At 71.6% G+C, this 15682-nt stretch carries 14 protein-coding genes; 6 read left to right on the top strand and 8 right to left on the bottom strand.

Translation table 11 applies throughout. The annotated features are described in order from the left end of the window. Positions 1 to 8 precede the first annotated feature (8 nt). From cheB to Asi03nite_RS16845, 3 genes are read right to left on the bottom strand one after another with little or no spacing between them, the layout of a single operon-like run. Complete coding sequence (cheB, locus tag Asi03nite_RS16855; protein WP_203680828.1) at positions 9 to 1052, bottom strand: chemotaxis-specific protein-glutamate methyltransferase CheB; 1044 nt, start codon at positions 1050 to 1052, stop codon at positions 9 to 11. Positions 1053 to 1056: 4 nt separating this feature from the next. Then, positions 1057 to 2604 (bottom strand): chemotaxis protein CheW, encoded by a 1548-nt coding sequence (locus Asi03nite_RS16850; protein WP_203680826.1) that lies wholly within the window; start codon positions 2602 to 2604, stop codon positions 1057 to 1059. A 2-nt stretch (positions 2605 to 2606) separates the two neighbouring features. After that, the gene (locus Asi03nite_RS16845) at positions 2607 to 4550 is read right to left on the bottom strand and encodes a methyl-accepting chemotaxis protein (protein ID WP_203680824.1); all 1944 of its coding nucleotides are present in this window, start codon (positions 4548 to 4550) and stop codon (positions 2607 to 2609) included. Positions 4551 to 4795: 245 nt separating this feature from the next. Between Asi03nite_RS16845 and Asi03nite_RS16840 the strand changes: the two genes are divergently transcribed. Beyond that, positions 4796 to 5113 (top strand): hypothetical protein, encoded by a 318-nt coding sequence (locus tag Asi03nite_RS16840; RefSeq protein WP_203680822.1) that lies wholly within the window; start codon positions 4796 to 4798, stop codon positions 5111 to 5113. Between the two features lie 66 nt (positions 5114 to 5179). After that, on the top strand, positions 5180 to 5602 hold the full coding sequence (gene dtd, locus Asi03nite_RS16835; RefSeq protein ID WP_203680820.1) for a D-aminoacyl-tRNA deacylase: 423 nt from the start codon (positions 5180 to 5182) through the stop codon (positions 5600 to 5602). On the opposite strand, the gene Asi03nite_RS16830 is transcribed toward dtd, so the two are convergent. Both Asi03nite_RS16830 and Asi03nite_RS16825 read right to left on the bottom strand, forming a co-directional pair. Then, positions 5603 to 6910 carry a phospholipase D-like domain-containing protein gene (locus Asi03nite_RS16830; RefSeq protein ID WP_239102737.1) on the bottom strand — a complete coding sequence of 436 codons (1308 nt, stop codon included), beginning with the start codon at positions 6908 to 6910 and terminating at the stop codon, positions 5603 to 5605. A 17-nt stretch (positions 6911 to 6927) separates the two neighbouring features. After that, on the bottom strand, positions 6928 to 7716 hold the full coding sequence (locus Asi03nite_RS16825; protein ID WP_203680818.1) for a sporulation protein: 789 nt from the start codon (positions 7714 to 7716) through the stop codon (positions 6928 to 6930). 240 nt (positions 7717 to 7956) lie between these two features. Between Asi03nite_RS16825 and sigB the strand changes: the two genes are divergently transcribed. Then, entirely contained in the window at positions 7957 to 8910 is a 954-nt protein-coding gene (sigB, locus tag Asi03nite_RS16820; RefSeq protein ID WP_203680816.1) for an RNA polymerase sigma factor SigB, read from the top strand. 15 nt (positions 8911 to 8925) lie between these two features. Here sigB and Asi03nite_RS16815 read toward each other — a convergent pair whose 3' ends face one another. Both Asi03nite_RS16815 and Asi03nite_RS16810 read right to left on the bottom strand, forming a co-directional pair. Next, positions 8926 to 11472: a bifunctional acetate--CoA ligase family protein/GNAT family N-acetyltransferase gene (locus Asi03nite_RS16815; RefSeq protein ID WP_203680814.1), complete on the bottom strand. Its 2547-nt coding sequence runs from the start codon at positions 11470 to 11472 to the stop codon at positions 8926 to 8928. A gap of 2 nt (positions 11473 to 11474) precedes the next feature. Further along, positions 11475 to 12662, bottom strand: a complete 1188-nt coding sequence (locus Asi03nite_RS16810) for an acetoin utilization protein AcuC (protein ID WP_203680812.1) — start codon at positions 12660 to 12662, stop codon at positions 11475 to 11477. Positions 12663 to 12764: 102 nt separating this feature from the next. Here Asi03nite_RS16810 and Asi03nite_RS16805 point away from each other — a divergent pair, with 102 nt between their 5' ends. Continuing rightward, complete coding sequence (locus tag Asi03nite_RS16805) at positions 12765 to 13454, top strand: iron-dependent transcriptional repressor DtxR (RefSeq protein ID WP_275409440.1); 690 nt, start codon at positions 12765 to 12767, stop codon at positions 13452 to 13454. 25 nt (positions 13455 to 13479) lie between these two features. Here Asi03nite_RS16805 and Asi03nite_RS16800 read toward each other — a convergent pair whose 3' ends face one another. Further along, a complete protein-coding gene (locus tag Asi03nite_RS16800; protein WP_203680810.1) occupies positions 13480 to 14034 on the bottom strand; it encodes a hypothetical protein in 555 nt (184 codons plus the stop codon). Between the two features lie 130 nt (positions 14035 to 14164). Between Asi03nite_RS16800 and Asi03nite_RS16795 the strand changes: the two genes are divergently transcribed. Both Asi03nite_RS16795 and Asi03nite_RS16790 read left to right on the top strand, forming a co-directional pair. Next, the gene (locus Asi03nite_RS16795; RefSeq protein ID WP_203680808.1) at positions 14165 to 14629 is read left to right on the top strand and encodes a helix-turn-helix domain-containing protein; all 465 of its coding nucleotides are present in this window, start codon (positions 14165 to 14167) and stop codon (positions 14627 to 14629) included. Beyond that, positions 14626 to 15525, top strand: coding sequence for an alpha/beta fold hydrolase (locus tag Asi03nite_RS16790; RefSeq protein ID WP_203680806.1), 900 nt, complete (start codon positions 14626 to 14628; stop codon positions 15523 to 15525). The genes Asi03nite_RS16795 and Asi03nite_RS16790 overlap by 4 nt, the downstream gene beginning before the upstream one ends. Positions 15526 to 15682: the final 157 nt, after the last annotated feature.

Raw genomic sequence — 15682 nt, 5'->3', positions numbered from 1 at the left:
ACCCCTCCTCAGCGCACCCAGTCGGCCAGGCGACCGGCGATCTCGTACGCGGGCAGCACCTCGGTGGCCCCGCCCCGGCGGGCCAGCTCGCCGGGCATGCCCCAGACCACAGCGGTCTCCTCGGCCTCGGCGATGGTCCGGCCGCCGCCCTTGTGAACCATCGCCATCTCGGTCGCGCCGTCGTCGCCCATCCCGGTCAGCAGCACACAGACCAGCCGTTTCGGGTCGACGTAGCGACTGGCCGAGGCCACCATCCGGTCCACGCTCGGATGCCAGCGGTACTCCGCGGCGGCCGGCGCGGGCTTCACGATCAACCCGTCGGTGCGCCGCGCCACCACCACGTCGGCACCCCCGCGGCCGACGTAGATGTTGCCGCGGCTCATCGTCATGATCCGGTCGACCTCGTGCACCCGCAGCGCGCACGTGTCGTCCAGCCGGCGGGCCAGCGGCGCGGTGAACGAGGCCGGGATGTGCTGGGCCACCACGACCGGGGCGGCCAGCGTCCCGGGCAGCTGCGGGAGCAGCTCGGAGAGCAGGTGCGGGCCACCGGTGGAGGAGCCGATCAGCACGAGGTCGACCGGGCCGGCCTCGCCCGCCGGCGGTGGCGGCGGCGCGGCCGCCCGGATCCGGGCCCTCAGGGTGCCGGCCCGCTTCATCTTCGCCTGCGCCGCGCCACGGACCTTGCTGACCAGCTCGGCGGAGACCTCGTCGATGTTGAGCGAGACGGTGCCGCCCGGCTTGGGCACGTAGTCCACCGCCCCCAGTTGCAGCGCCTCCAGCGTGACCAGGGCGTTGTGCTCGGTCAGCGAGGAGACCATGACGACCGGCACCGGGCGCCGTTCCATGATCTTGGAAAGGCAGGTGAGCCCGTCCATCTCCGGCATGTTCACGTCCAGCGTCACCACGTCCGGATGGACGCGCTCCAGCTGTTCGAGCGCGTCCACCCCGTTGCGGGCGGTGTGCACCACGAAGTCGCCGGCCTCGGTGAGCATGCCCTTGAGCGCCCGGCGCATCAACGCCGAGTCGTCGACGACCAGGACCGAGGTAGCCATCCCCCTACACCCCGGCGAGGGCCTCGTCGACGATCTCCTCGCACAGGCCGGCGGCCACGGCGGCCTGATCGGCCGCGAGCAACTGATCCACCTGTACGAGCAGCAGCATCCGTTGCTGCTCGGGCAGGTTGGCCACGCGGGACACCACGCGTGCCTGCTCCTCGGAGAGCTCCGGGGCCGGCTCCAGCACGTTGCGCCCGACCCGGGCGACCTCGGCCACCGAGTCGACGATGAAACCGGTCCGGACCCCGCCGATGATCAGCACCACGATCCGCTGCCGCTCGTCCCGCGGGGCGCGGGCCAGGCCCAGCCGGGTCCGCAGGTCGACCACCGGCAACACCGTGCCGCGCAGGTTGACCAGGCCCTCCACGAAGTCGAAGGACTTCGGCACGCGGATCAGCGCGTCCGGCACCCGGATGATCTCCTGCACCGCGTCGACGTCTACCGCGTACTCCTCCTTGTCGAGCCGGAACACGACGAACAGTTCCTCGCCGCCCCGGCCGTCGTCGGCCTCGCCGGGCCTCTCACTGGTCATCTCCTCGTCGTCCTCCCGGTATCCGGCGATCTCGTCGCGCACCTCTGGTGAGTCGAACATCCGGTTCACACTGAGCACCGACACCAGCCGCTTGCCGTCCTCCAGCCGGCACACCGACTCGACCTCGGTCTTGCGGCCCTCCCCGGCCACCACGCCGGGCAGCGGGGCGACCAGCTGGTGCGGCACCCGCAGCACCTCGCGCACGGTGTCCATCACCACACCGACCACGCCGTCCTTCAACGAGACGACGACGATCCGGTTCTGCGGCTCCAGCGGCGTCACCGGCAGCCCGAAGACCCGGCGCATGCTCACCACCGGCAACAGCCGGCCACGCAGGTCGATCACGCCGAGCACCTGGCCGGCGGCGTTCGGCACGTGGCTGACCGACTCGGGCGCCTGGACGATCTCCTGCACCTGGTCGATCGGCAGCGCGTACTCCTGGCCCTCGACCGCGAAGCTGACCAGCTCCAGGGTGTCGTCGGACTCGGCCTCCGGATCCGGCTCGCCGGTCGGCCGGGACGCCGCCTCGCGGCCGCCGCCGGGCCGCCGCTCCGCCAGACCGGCGAACTGGCTGCCGATCAGCTGGTCCACGTCGAGGACCGTGGTCATCTCGCCCTCGCCCGACTTGATCACTCCGACCAGCACGTCGGAGCGGACCGTGGACTGCACCGCGTCGGCCGGCTCCAGGGCCTGCGGGTCGATGCTGATCACGCTGGCCACCCGGTCCACCACGAAGCCGAGCGGCACCCCGCTGTCCACCACGATCACCCGGGTGGTCTCGTCGTGCTCGGCCTGCTCCATCGCGCAGCACTGCCGCAGGTTGACCACCGGCAGCACCCGGCCGCGCAGGTTGGCCAGCCCTTCCAGGGACGGCGGGCCGAGCGGCACCCGCACCACCGAGGGCATCCGGATGATCTCCTGCACCCGGCGCATCGGGAAGGCGTACCGCTCCCCCAGCATGTCGAACGTGACGTAGTCGGAGGACTCCTCGTCCTCGGCCAGCTCGATCTCGTCCATGGTCACCCCGCGTTCTGCAACTCGTCGGCGAGCGCGGCGATCTCCTCGACCGCGGCGGCCAGCTGCTCGGCGCCCTGGGCCTGCTCGCGCGCGGCGGTGGAGGCCTGACCGGCCAACTGCTCGGCCTGGTTGGCCGAGGCGGCGATCTGCTCCAGGCCGATCTTGACCTCGCCGAGCACCTTCGCGATCTCCTCGGCCGACAGGCGCACCTCGTCGTTGCCGCTGCGCACCTGCTGCATGTCCCGCTCGATCTCGACCAGCCGGGCCGTGGTGACCTTGGCCGCCTCCACCTCGGCCAGCGACATGCGGCTGGTCTCCTCCAGGTCGCCGCGGACCTCGACGATCCGGTCCTGCACCGCCTTGACCAGGTCCTTGATCCGGTCGGCGTTGTCCGCCGAGTCCCGGGCCAGGTTGCGGATGTCCGTGGAGACCACGGCGAAGCCCTTGCCGAACTCGCCGGCCCGGGCCGACTCGACGGAGCCGTTCACCGCGAGCATGTTCGTCTGGATCGAGACGTTCGCGATGGCATCGACGATCTTGTCGATCCGGCGGGAGATCTGCTCCAACTCGGTGACCTTCCGGACGTTGTCGATGCCCTCCCGGGCGGCCCGGCCGATCGCCTCGATCATCGAGTCGACCGCCTCCTTGTTGGTGGCGAGCAGTTCGAGGATGGTGTCGGCGCGCTCCACAGCGGTGCCGCCCCGCTCGGCCGAGAGCTGGGCGCCCTGCTCGATCTGATTGACCGCCTCGGCGGTCTGCTGGCCCTTCTCGGCGGCCGTCCGGGCGCCCGTGTTGATCTCGTTGATCGCGGTGTTGATCTGGGCCGCCGCACGGTTGATCTCCTCCACCGCCGCGGACAGTTGCTCCGCCGTGGAGGCCACGTCCTCCGCGCTCTTGGCGATGTCGGTGCTGCTGCGCAACGTCTCGGCGACCTCGGCGAGCGCCTCGGCGGCCTCCTCGCTCTGCCGCAGCGCCTGGGTCTGCTGACCGACCGTCTGCAGCGACTCCTCACAGGCCGCGGACTGCTGCTCGGCGGCCGCGGCGATCTCCTCGGAGCGTTGCTTGGCGTTACCCGCGGCGCGCTTGGCCTGCACGGCGGTGGCGGCCATCTCGGTGGCGCCGGCCATGATGGTGCCCATGTCGGCCCGGACGGTCTCCAGCTGGCTGGTGATCGTCTTGCCCTTCTCGACCTCGCCGCGGGCGGTCTCCGCGGAGCCCTGCACCGCCGCGGCGATCTCGGTGACGCTGTTGCGCACTTCGTCGATCAGGTCGCGGATCTGCCGGGCGCTGCGCTCGCTGGTCTCGGCCAGCGTGCGGACCTCGTCGGCCACCACCGCGAAACCCTTGCCGTGCTGGCGGGCCCGGGCCGCCTCGATCGCCGCGTTCAGCGCCAGCAGGTTCGTCTGGTCAGCGATGTGCGCGACCGTTTTGACGATCTCGCCGATCTCGTCCGCCTGCTTCTCCAGCTCGGTGATGGTCACCACGGAGGTGGTCTGGCGGGCCGAGGCCTGGTCGACGTTGGCCAGCAGCGCGTTGATGCCGTTCCGCGTCTCGTTGAGCAGGCCCTGCAGCGTCTGGCTCAGCTCGGCCACCTGCCGGGTGGTCTGCTCCTGCCGGCCCACCCGGTCCTCGATCTGGTTCATCGCGCCCAGGCTCTCCTGGGTGGCGCCGGACGCCTGCTCGGCGCCCGCCGCGATCTGCTGCATCGCCTCGGTGAGCTGGCGGGACGCCTCGGCCGCCTCGGCGTTCTGCGCCGAGATCTCGGCGGTCGCCGCGGCGATCCGCTCCGCCGCCTGCTGCTGTTTGGCCACCGAGCGGGCCTGGCGCCGGGTCGCGTCGCCGTCCGCGCCCGGACGCGCCGCCCGGGTCGCGGTCGCCGCGGCCGCCGGCCGGGCCGGGCGGGTGGCCTCGCTGGTACGCCCGCCGGTGGTGCTGGTGAGGGGCATGGGTGTTTCTCCCGTCTGGGTACGGTCGGTCCGGCGCATGACGGCGCACGGGTCCAGGTCCACCTCGATCGCAGAGCGCACCACCCCGGTCGGACCACCGGGCTTGATGCCGCCTCCGACCAGGCAAATCCTGGCATTGTTCGGACCGCTGCCGACCAGCTTTCGACGCATTTAGGTAAGACTTCACGGGTGTTTGGCAGCGGCTCCGGTGGGCATTTCGGGACGACCTGACACGGAGGTGGACGATGAGCGACTCACGACCCGGGAGCGACTTCGCCTCGGAGGCGGTGCTCGAACCGAACAGCTACCGGCCGGAGAAGGGCGGCGACGAGGATCCCGGCCTGTCCAGCACGATCGAGGCCGGCACCGACCCGGAGGAGCTGCGCAACGGCGGCCCGGCGACCGGCGGGGTGATGACCACGACCGGTGGCACCGCCGGGCCGGCCAGCTTCCCGAACCGGGCGCGGACCGGGCCGGGCGTGGCGAACACGACCACCGGTGACGCCACCACCGGGGCGTTGCGCACCCCTGCCGACGAGTACACCAGCGACGCCGCCGGCTGAGCGGTCCGCTACCGTCCGTACCCGGATCGCCGCGAGCGGCGCGGCGGCCGGGACGACGGGAACGGCATGCGGGCACTGGTGCAGACGGTCAGCCGGGCGAGCGTCACGGTCGGCGACGAGGTGACCGGGAAGATCACGGACGGGCTGCTGGTGCTGGTCGGGGTCACCCACGACGACACCCCGGCGAAAGCCGCCGAACTGGCCCGCAAGACGTGGGAGCTGCGCATCCTGGACGGCGACCGGTCGGCCGCCGACAACGGCGCCCCGCTGCTGGTGGTCAGCCAGTTCACGCTCTACGGCGACGCGCGCAAGGGCCGCCGCCCGAGCTGGACCGCGGCGGCCCCGGCCGAGGTGGCCGAGCCGCTGGTCACCGCGTTCACCGAAGCGCTGCGCGCCCGGGGAGCGACGGTGGAGACCGGCCGCTTCCGGGCGCACATGCTGGTGGAGAGCGTCAACGTCGGACCGCGCACGGTCCTGCTGGAACTCTGATCAGGACGGCGGGATCTTCCCGCTGCAGGTGTCCCGGACCTTGTAGAAGTTGGACAGGTACTGCGCGTGGAGGGCCGCGCTGCGCACCCGGACGATGGTCTCGTCGGCGTTGCGCAGCGAGGAGAACGCGAGGTTCGCGCTTCCGGTGAAGACCCGCGGGATCTGGTCGTCGTCGTACTGGCCGTCGATCAGCAGGTACTTGCTGTGCGGCTTGAGGGTTCGCCCGTCGTACGCCACCGCGCAACTGTGCAGTCCGACGTTGGCGCCGCCCGCCTTCAGCGCGTTGACCACGTTCTCACTGGTGTAGGCGTACGGGTTGGACGACGGACCGGCCGCGTACACGACGTCCACCCAGCAGCCGGCCTTGGCCAGGGCGGCCAGCTTCTTGGCCACCTCGGTGCGGGTGAATCCCCAGATCACCACGCGGATGTCGGTCTGGTGGGTGAGCCCGTCGGAGGTCCCCTTGTACGAGCACGTCACCGAGTTGAGCACCGAGATCATCGTGTCGGTGGACGTCTGGCCCGGGTTGCCGTCGGTCTCCATCCGCGGGAAGAAGTGCGTCTTGTAGACATCGTTGGTGGACCCGGTCTTGTAGTAGTTGTCCACCCCGGTCGCCGAGGGCCCGTACTTCTTCAGGTCGGCGAAGTAGTTCACGTAGTTCGTGTACGAGCTCGCCTCGCTCCAGGTGATCGAGTTGTTGTACGCGGTGTCGGCGTCCCACTTGGTCAGGTTGCCGGACGACTGGAACGTCACGTTGCTCACCGCGGCGCCGCTGTTCAGCACCACCTTGGAGGCCAGCAGGAACTTGTTGTGGTTGTAGGCCAGCACGTCGTAGACCGACCGCTTGGCGATGCAGCCGGCGTTGTCGCGGCAGAACATCAGGAACGACGGGGCGGACGTGTTCGAGCCCAGCTCCGCGGTGAGCGCGACGCCCGGGTAGAACCGGTTGCCGGCGGCGTCGTCGTACGAGGAGTAGTTCAGGATGATCTGCACGTTGACGCCACGCTGGTGCGCGGCCTTCAGACGCTCCACGAGGTCCGGCGTCTCCGCCGTGTCGGCCTGCCCGACGGCGCCCGGCAGCGTGAAGTCGAGCCAGGACATGCGGATGGTCTCGCCGGCCGGCACCCGGTCGATGATCCGGGCGATCTGCTGGAAGATCGCATACTGCGCGGACACCGAGCCGGACGGATTGTTGAAGACCGCCGACCCGATCGCCGGATCGGGCTCCGCGGCGATCGCCGGAGACGGCGCGATCGCGGCCACCCCGGCCAGCGCCAGCGTCATGAGAGTAGTCAAAGCCTTACGCATCGGCACATGCTAGTGGATCAAAAAAACAACCCGCGGCGCTGTGCCGACTGGCGCAGCCAGTCGTCCAGCCTGCCGGTCCAGTCCACCTGGTCCACGGTGGCGTAGTCGACGTCGAAGCTGCCGAACGCGTCGTGGCCCTCGGTGAACAGGCCGCCGCGCTTGTCCAGCTCCAGCACCACCTGCAGCCGGCGCGGCGTGGGCAGGAAGGTCAGCTCCAGCTGGTTGATCCCGCTCGCGAACTGCGCCGGCGGGTAGAACTCGATCTCCTGGTAGAACGGCAGCTGCTGCTCGACGCCGTAGACCCGGCCACGCTCCACGTCGGCCCGGTGGAAGCGGAAACCCAGCCGCAGCAGCGCCTGAAGGATCCGCTCCTGGGCCGGCAGCGGGTGCACCCGCACCGCGTCCAGATCGGACTTGTCCACCGCGCGGGCCACCTCCAGCTCGGTGGCCAGGCCCATCGTCATGCCGTGCAGATGCTGGCCGTACAGCTCGGTGATCGGGGTCTGCCACGGCACCTCGAAACGGAACGGCACGTCGTGACGCGCGCCGGGCTCCAGCCGGAACGAGCCGGTCAGCCGCTGCCTGTGGAACTCCTGATCGGTCTGGTACTCGTTGTCGCCGCTCTCCACCTCCACCTTGGTGGTCAAGCCGATCGCGACGTACTCCACGTCGACGGCGTGGTCGCCGCCGAGCACGTGCACCCGGCCCTCCAGCACCCCGCCGGGGCGGCAGTTCGGATCGGTCAGCACGGTGTCGACGGACGGGCCACCCACCCCCAGCGCCTGCAGCATCTTCCGGAAGACCATTCCGCACCCCTCCCTCGCCCCTTCGCCCTGCCCGGACATTATCCCGTTTCGACCGCCCTTGTCGGCTTGCCGACGTCAGGGTTCTCCCTGATTCATGCCACCTGGACGCTGGCCTCACCTCCGCTTAACGCGTCTGCGACGAAGCTTCTCGTCACCGGCACGGAAGTGGCTGGCAGGCACGATTACGGGGAGGGGACTCAAGTGGTCCTGGAGACGACGAAGGCGACGGTTGAGGACAGCATGACCGACGAGATCGAGCCGGTGGCCGACCTCGACGCGACGGACGAGCGCGGCGTCTCCGCCGACCTGGTCCGGGCCTACCTCAACGGCATCGGCCGCACCCGCCTGCTCACCGCGGTGGAGGAGGTCACCCTCTCCAAGCGGATCGAGGCCGGCCTCTACGCCGAGGAGAAGCTGCCGACCGCCGGCGCCGACCTGGCGCCGCTTTTCGAGATCATCGTCGCCGAGGGGCGGGCGGCGAAGAACCACCTGCTCGAGGCGAACCTGCGGCTGGTGGTCAGCATCGCCAAGCGCTACACCGGGCGTGGTATGGCCTTCCTCGACCTGATCCAGGAGGGCAACCTCGGCCTGATCCGCGCGGTCGAGAAGTTCGACTACACCAAGGGCTACAAGTTCTCCACCTACGCGACCTGGTGGATCCGGCAGGCGATCACCCGCGCGATGGCCGACCAGGCGCGCACCATCCGCATTCCGGTGCACATGGTCGAGCAGGTCAACCGGATGGTCCGGGCCCGGCGCGACCTGTCCGCCCAGCTCGGCCGGGAACCCGGCATCACCGAGATCGCGCAGGCCATGGGCGTCCCGGAGTTCCAGGTCATCGAGCTCATCTCGTACGACCGGGAGCCGGTCAGCCTGGACCAGGCGGTCGGCGAGGACGGCGAGAGCGCCCTCGGTGACTTCGTCGCCGCTGTCGACCCGAACCAGCCCGGCGAGGGCGTCGCCCAGGGCGAGCTGCGCAACGAGGTGGAGATCGTGCTGGCCACGCTCTCCGAGCGGGAGTCCGCGGTGATCCGGCTGCGCTTCGGCCTCGACGACGGCCGCCAGCGCACCCTCGACGAGGTGGGCCGCGAGTTCGGCCTCAGCCGCGAGCGCATCCGCCAGATCGAGAAGGTGACGATGCTCAAGCTGCGCGACCCGGAGCGGGCGTCCCGCCTCGAGGCGTACGCGGTCTGACCCCGCCACGGCCTTCTAGTTGAGGCGGCGCGGCCCGGTGTCCGGACGGACGCCGGGCTCGCCCAGTTCCGCGGCGGCGTGCAGCACCGAGAAGCCGTCCGGCCGCACCAGCACCGGGTTGAGCAGCAGCGACCGCACCCGCGGGTGGTCGTCGGCGAGCCGGCCCACCCGCAGCAGCAGATCGATCAGCGCGGCCCGGTCCACCGGCGTGGACCCGCGGTACCCGTGCAGCAGCGGCGCCGCCCGCGGCTCGCCGACCAGCGCCTCGGCCGCCCGGTCGGTCAGCGGGGCGGCTCGCCAGGCCAGGTCGCCGAGCAGTTCGCTGGCCACGCCGCCGAGCCCGAAACCGACCACCGGGCCGAACGCCGGATCCTCGACCACCTCGACGACACAGGCCACGCCCGGGGCGACCATGGTCTGCACCAGCACCTCGGGGCCGAACGTGGTGTCCAGGTCGCGGTACGCCGTACGCACGTCGTCGTGGTTCTGCAGTGCCAGCCGGACCGCGCCGAGGTCGATCCGGTGCCGCAATCCGCCGCCGGCCGCCTTGAGCGCGACCGGGAAGCCCAGCTCGGCCGCGGCGGCGACGGCCTCGTCCGTGGAGCGGGCGAGCGTCGAGGGCACCACTTCGATGCCGTAGGCGGCCAGCAGCTCGGTCGCGGTCTCCGCGGCCTCCGCGGCGGCTGGATCCAGATCGGACATCACCGGCAGGACACCAGGCGGCCGCCGCAGCCACTCCGCGTAGTTCACCACCCGGGCCAGCGCGCGGACCGCCTCCTCCACCGACGGATAGACCGGCACACGCGGCGGCACCTTGCCGAAGACCAGCGTCGCCACTGTCGGCTTCTCCCCGGCCAGCGCCACACCGGCCAGCGCCGACGCGAAGTCCGCGTCCTCCTCGTGCACCTGCTGGCCGGGCACCACCGGGGCGGACACCACCACCAGCGCGTCCACCTGCTCGTCGACAGCGGCGTCGGCGAGCGCGTCGGCCAGCTCCTGCGCGGACGCCATCGGGCTCAGGTCACGCGGATAGCCCTCGGCCACCACCAGGCCGGCCGCCCGGCAGGCCACCTCGGCGAGCGCGGCCAGCGCGGACGAGTTGCCGACCACCGCCACCCGGCGCCCGGCCGGCAGCGGCTGGTGGGCGAGCAGCATGCCGACGTCGAAGAGCTCCTGCACGGTGTCCACCCGGATCACCCCGGAGCGGGCGAAGAGCGCGGTCACCGCGTGCGCGTCCGGGCCGGGCAGGTCGCCGGCCAGCCCCGGCGGGCGGGTCGCCGAGGCCACCGCGACCACCGGCTTCACCCGGCTCATCCGGCGGGCCAGCCGGGCGAACTTGCGCGGGTTGCCGAACGTCTCCAGGTAGAGCAGCACCACGTCGGTGCCCGGGTCGTCGCGCCAGTACTGCAGCAGATCGTTTCCGGACACGTCGGCCCGGTTGCCGGCCGAGACGAAGCTCGACAGGCCCAGGCCGCGCCGGTCCGCCTCGGCGAGCAGCGCCACGCCCAGCGCGCCGCTCTGGGCGAAGAAGCCGACCCGGCCGGCGGCCGGCAGCCGGGGCGCCATGGTCGCGTTCAACCGGATCGCCGGGTCGGTGTTGGCGATCCCGAAACTACTCGGGCCGATCACCCGCAGGCCGGCCGCGTGCGCGCTCTCGATCAGCTGCCGCTGTCGGGCCGCGCCCTCGGCCCCGGACTCGGCGAATCCGGCGGAGCCGATCACCACGCCTCCGGCGCCCGCCGACGCCGCGTCGGCCAGGGCCTGCGCGACGCGGTCGGCGGGCACGGCGATCACGGCCAGGTCGATCGGGGTGCCGGCATCCGACGCCGTCCGGTACGCCGGGAGCCCCGCCACCCGCTCGGCGCTCGGATGCACCGGCACCACCGCGCCGGTGTACCCGCCGTCGCGCAGGTTGCCGAGCATGGCCGCGCCGATCCCGTGCCCGCTGGCGCTGGCCCCGTAGATGGCGATGCCTCGCGGGGCGATCAGCCGGGCGATCGAGCGCGCCTCGGTCAGGTGCTCCCGGGACTCCTGGACCTCGCGGGACTTCTCGGTGGGCGCGATCGGGAAGCCCAGGTGGACCACGCCGTCCGCGTAGCGGCGCTGCACCTGGTACCCGGAGTCGCCGAAGACCCGCAGCATGCCGCCGTTCTCCGGGAGCACCTCGGCGACGAACCGGGTGACGCCGTGGTCGCGGGCCGCGTCGGCCAGGTGCTCCAGCAACACCGAGCCGATCCCCCGGCCCTGCTGCGCGTCCTCCACCACGAAGGCGACCTCGGCCTCCGGGGAGCCGGCGCCGAGACGCTCGTACCGCCCGACCGAGGTGATCCGGCCGTCCGCGGCGACCGTGACGAACGCCTCCCGGTCGCGGTGGTCCACGTTGACGAACCGCTGCAGGTCGCGTTCCGGGATCCGCGGATAGGGCGAGAAATACCGCAGGTAGCGGGTGCGGTCGCTCATCCGGGAGTGAAACTCCACGATGGCCGGGGCGTCCTCCGGGCGGATCTGCCGCAGGTGCACGGTGCTGCCGTCGGCCAGCAGGACGTCTGCGCTGCGCTCCATCGTCAGTCTCGGGGGTCGTAGGGGTCGAGCCCGTGCAGGGGGAAGACCGCCAGGCGGGTGGCCAGCACGGCGCGGTCCACCGGGTCGCTCGCCAGGCCCGGCGACCACTGCGGGATCTCCCCGGACGGCGGCCCGTCCCCCATCGTCTCCGGTACCGGGACGCCCGGGCGGCGGCCGGCGGCCAGCTTGCGCCAGGACCCCGGGGTGCGGGTGGCCGGGTCCAACGGCTCACCGGTGGCCACCGCCAGCAGATGCGACCAGGCCCGCGGCACGACTTCGACCAGCGCGTACCCACCGCCGCCGAGCGCCACCCAGCGGCCGTCGCAGAGCTCGTCGGCCAGTTCGCGCATCGCCAGGTACGCCGCGCGCTGGCAGTCGACCGAGAGGGTCAGATCGGCCAGCGGGTCCAGCCGGTGCGCGTCCGCGCCGCACTGGCTCACGATGATCTCCGGGGCGAACGCCCGGACGACCGAGGGGACCACCGCGTGGTACGCCTTGAGCCAGCCGGCGTCCCCGGTGCCCGGCGGGAGCGGCACGTTGACCGCGGTGCCCTCGGCCCCCGGCCCGCCGGTCTCGTCGCAGAACCCGGTGCCCGGGAAGAGCGCCAGCGGGGTCTCGTGCAGGCTGACCGTGAGCACCCGCGGGTCGTCGTAGAAGATCGCCTGCACCCCGTCGCCGTGGTGCACGTCCACGTCCAGGTAGGCCACCCGCTGCGCGCCGTGGTCCAGCAGCCAGGCGATCGCCACCGCCGGGTCGTTGTAGACGCAGAAGCCGGCCGCCCGCGCCGGCATGGCGTGGTGCAGGCCGCCGGCCACGTTCACCGCGCGGCGCGCCGAGCCGTGCCAGACCGCCTCGACGGCCGCGATGCTCGCCCCGCAGATCCGCGCCGAGGAGTCGTGCATGCCGTCGAAGACCGGATTGTCCGGGGTGTTCAGCCCCCAGCCCAGAAAGAACGGATCGATCGGGGCCTGGCGCACCGCATCCAGGTAGTCCGCCCGGTGCACCCGGGTGAGCTGGGTCTCGGTGGCCGGCTGGGGCGTGATCAACCGCACTCCGGGGCGGTCCAGGACGCCGAGATCACGGGCGAGGGCCATGGTCAACTCGACACGCACCGGGTTCATCGGGTGATCACCCATGTCGTAGCCGAGCAGAGCCTCGTCCCAGACCACCGCCGTCGTGTCGTCCGCCATGCCGACATGCTCCCACGGTCCCTCCGGTAGGGTCTCCTGGCACTCGCTCGGGGCGGATGTCAACCCCCCGCCACGCGGTAACATCGCTGCTGGGAGGACCGCATCGTGAATGACCTTGTCGATACCACCGAGATGTATCTCCGGACCATTCTCGAACTCGAAGAAGAAGGCGTGCCTCCGCTTCGGGCTCGGATCGCCGAGCGCCTGCACCAGAGCGGGCCCACGGTCAGCCAGACGGTCGCCCGCATGGAGCGGGACGGTCTGCTCACCGTCGAGGGCGACCGTCACCTGGTGCTGACCGAGGAGGGGCGCAGCAGCGCCATCTCCGTCATGCGCAAGCACCGCCTTGCCGAACTACTGCTGGTCAACGTGATCGGCATGCCCTGGGAGGAAGCCCACGAGGAGGCGTGCCGGTGGGAACACGTGATGAGCGACTCGGTCGAGCGCCGGGTCTACGAGCTGCTGAACAAGCCGACCCGCTCGCCGTACGGGAATCCGATTCCCGGTCTGGAGCAGCTGGGCCTGCCGGAGGACAACAACGTCCCGCAGATCGGGATCAGTGAGCGCAACCTGGCGTTCCCGGGCCTGACCGGCAGCGTCGTGGTGTCCAGGATCTGCGAGAGCGTCCAGACGAACTCGGATGTGCTGCGGCAGCTGCATGCCGCCGGCATCGATCCGGGTACGACCGTGACGGTCGCCCAGGAGCGGGACGGGGTCACCATCGACAAGTCGGGTGACCGGATCCGGCTGCCGCGTGAAGTGGCGTCGCGGGTGTTCGTCGCCGCTCGTTAGCTCTCCGGTGGGACACCACCGGCACTCAGCCGTCGGTGGTGTCCATCGCCTTCGCCAGCTCCAGCAGCCGGCTGTTCATCTGCGACACCGACGAGTTCGACGCGCCTTTGGCGAAGGTGAACTTCAGCGTCTGGAGCTGCTCGGCCTCGCTCAGCCAGCCGATCTCCACGGACGGGCCGTGCCCGCCGCTCGCCGCCGCGTTCAGCCGGTAGCCCGCCTTGCCCAGGCCCCTGAGCTGGACCGACTTCTTCGGCATCCGGTCGGACAGGAAGACCTTGGCGTCCGCGGTGGTCTGCTCGACCACGGACAGTGACAGATCGGGCCACGAGCCGTCCATCGTCTGCACCACGCAGGTGGACGTGTCGTCGACCTGGTCGGAGGCGGCGACCGAGAACCGGACGCCGATCTTCTGCTCGATGAAGGCCCAGTCCCAGAGGATGCAGGCGCCGCCCGCGGAGGCGGCCGGGGCCTCGGCGATCTCGACCGGGGGCAGCGTGACCGTGGCCGCGTCGTCCTTCTCGTTGCAGCCGGCGACGGCCAGCAACGTGACGACGCCGAGGGCGGCGACGACGGTTCGCACTTGTGATCCTCCCGGGTTCGGGCACACCTTATTGCCCCGGGGCGGTTCGCGGAAGTGGTGGGCTCAGCCCGTACGCACAGTAATTGATTCGTTCTTGACAACTGCTGTCAAGTATCGCCAGGATCGGGGGGTGGAGTCGCTGGCCGAACAGATCGTGCGATTGCTCGACGTGCGCCTCGCCGACCCGCTGGAGATCCTGCTGGACGGGGACAGCTGCGTGGACGAGGTCCGCGACCGGCTCCGCCGCAGGGCGCTGGACTGGGCGCTCGTCATCGAGCAGGGGCCGTCCCGGGAGGCCGTCGGCACCATCGCGCGGCTGATCGCCACGCTGTACCCCGACGATCACGCGTTCGCGCCGCCGGCGCAGTGGTGGGGCACTCCGCTCGGGCAGGCGGTGGCGCGGCGGGTCGGGCACCCGTTCGCCGAGTCGGTCACGCTGGCCACCGCCGGGGCGATGCTCGGGATCAGCCGGCAGGGCGTGCACGACCTGGTGCGGCGGGGGAAGCTCCCGCGGCATCCGGACGGCGGGGTGCCGGTGAGCGCGGTCCGGGAACGCCTGCTTCGATCTTTTTCTTCCCCGGAGGAGGGGCAATGATCAACGACAGTCTTGTCGACGTGGGGAACGTGCAGATCGCCGTTCGTGACTTCGGAGGCGACCGGCCTCCGCTGCTCCTCCTGCACGGCGCGGGTGGCAACCTGGCGCAGATGACCACGCTGGCCCGCGAGCTGCGACCACACCACCGGGTGGTCACGCTCGACCTGCGCGGGCACGGCCGGTCCGCGGACGGGCCGTGGAGCTGGGACGCCGCACTCGGCGACCTGGCCGCCGTCTGCGTGAAGCTGGAGCTGGAGCGGCCGGCCGTGGTCGGGCACTCGCTGGGCGGCATGCTCGCCGCGCTCTGGGGCGAGCGGCACCCGGAGTCGCGCGGGGTGGTGAGCCTGGACGGCAACCCGCCGCCCACCCGGCCGTCCCAGCTGCCCGGCCTCGACGACGCCTCCGGCGAGCTGCAACGGCTCGGGGCGGTGTTCGACATGATGGAGGCCGCGGCCGGGCAGACCGTGCCGGCGGACGAACTCGCCGACCTGGTGGAGCGGCAGCGGATGGCGGCGCGGGACATGGGCGCCAACGAGAAGGTGTGGATCGAGAGCTTCCGGCGGAACCTGGTGCACGGGAAGAACGGTCGGACCACGTTCCGGCCGTCGTTCGAGGCGACCACCCGGTTGCGCGCTCTGCTGACCGAGCTGGACCTGTCTTCGGTGTACGCCGCGATCAGGTGCCCGGCGCTGCTCGTGCTGGCCACCCGGGATCTGCCGGAGCAGCAGCCGTTCGCGGATCTCTATGCCGCGTACCGCCGGTATCTGCTCGCTCAGGCGCAGGCGGCGCCGCATCTGCGGCATGTCCGGCTGGCGGACGCCTCGCACGCGATGGTGATCGAGCAGCCGGGTGTGCTGGCGTCCCTGATCACCGACTTCCTCGACGAGTCCCGATGAACCGTCGGCCGCACACGCCCGGCCGGCCCGGATAGGCGCCTTGCGCGGGGCGAGACACCCCGGACGGCCGGCCGCGCATGTCGCCGCCGGCGCCGGGAGGCGCCTCGCGCGGCTTGCGGGACCTCGACTGCCGGCTGGGCATGCCTGGCCGGGCTTC

The organism is Actinoplanes siamensis (genome assembly GCF_016862395.1).
GTDB lineage: Bacteria > Actinomycetota > Actinomycetes > Mycobacteriales > Micromonosporaceae > Actinoplanes > Actinoplanes siamensis.
The sequence above is the reverse complement of the archived record's forward strand: the minus strand, read 5'-3'. Positions and strand labels throughout refer to the sequence as shown.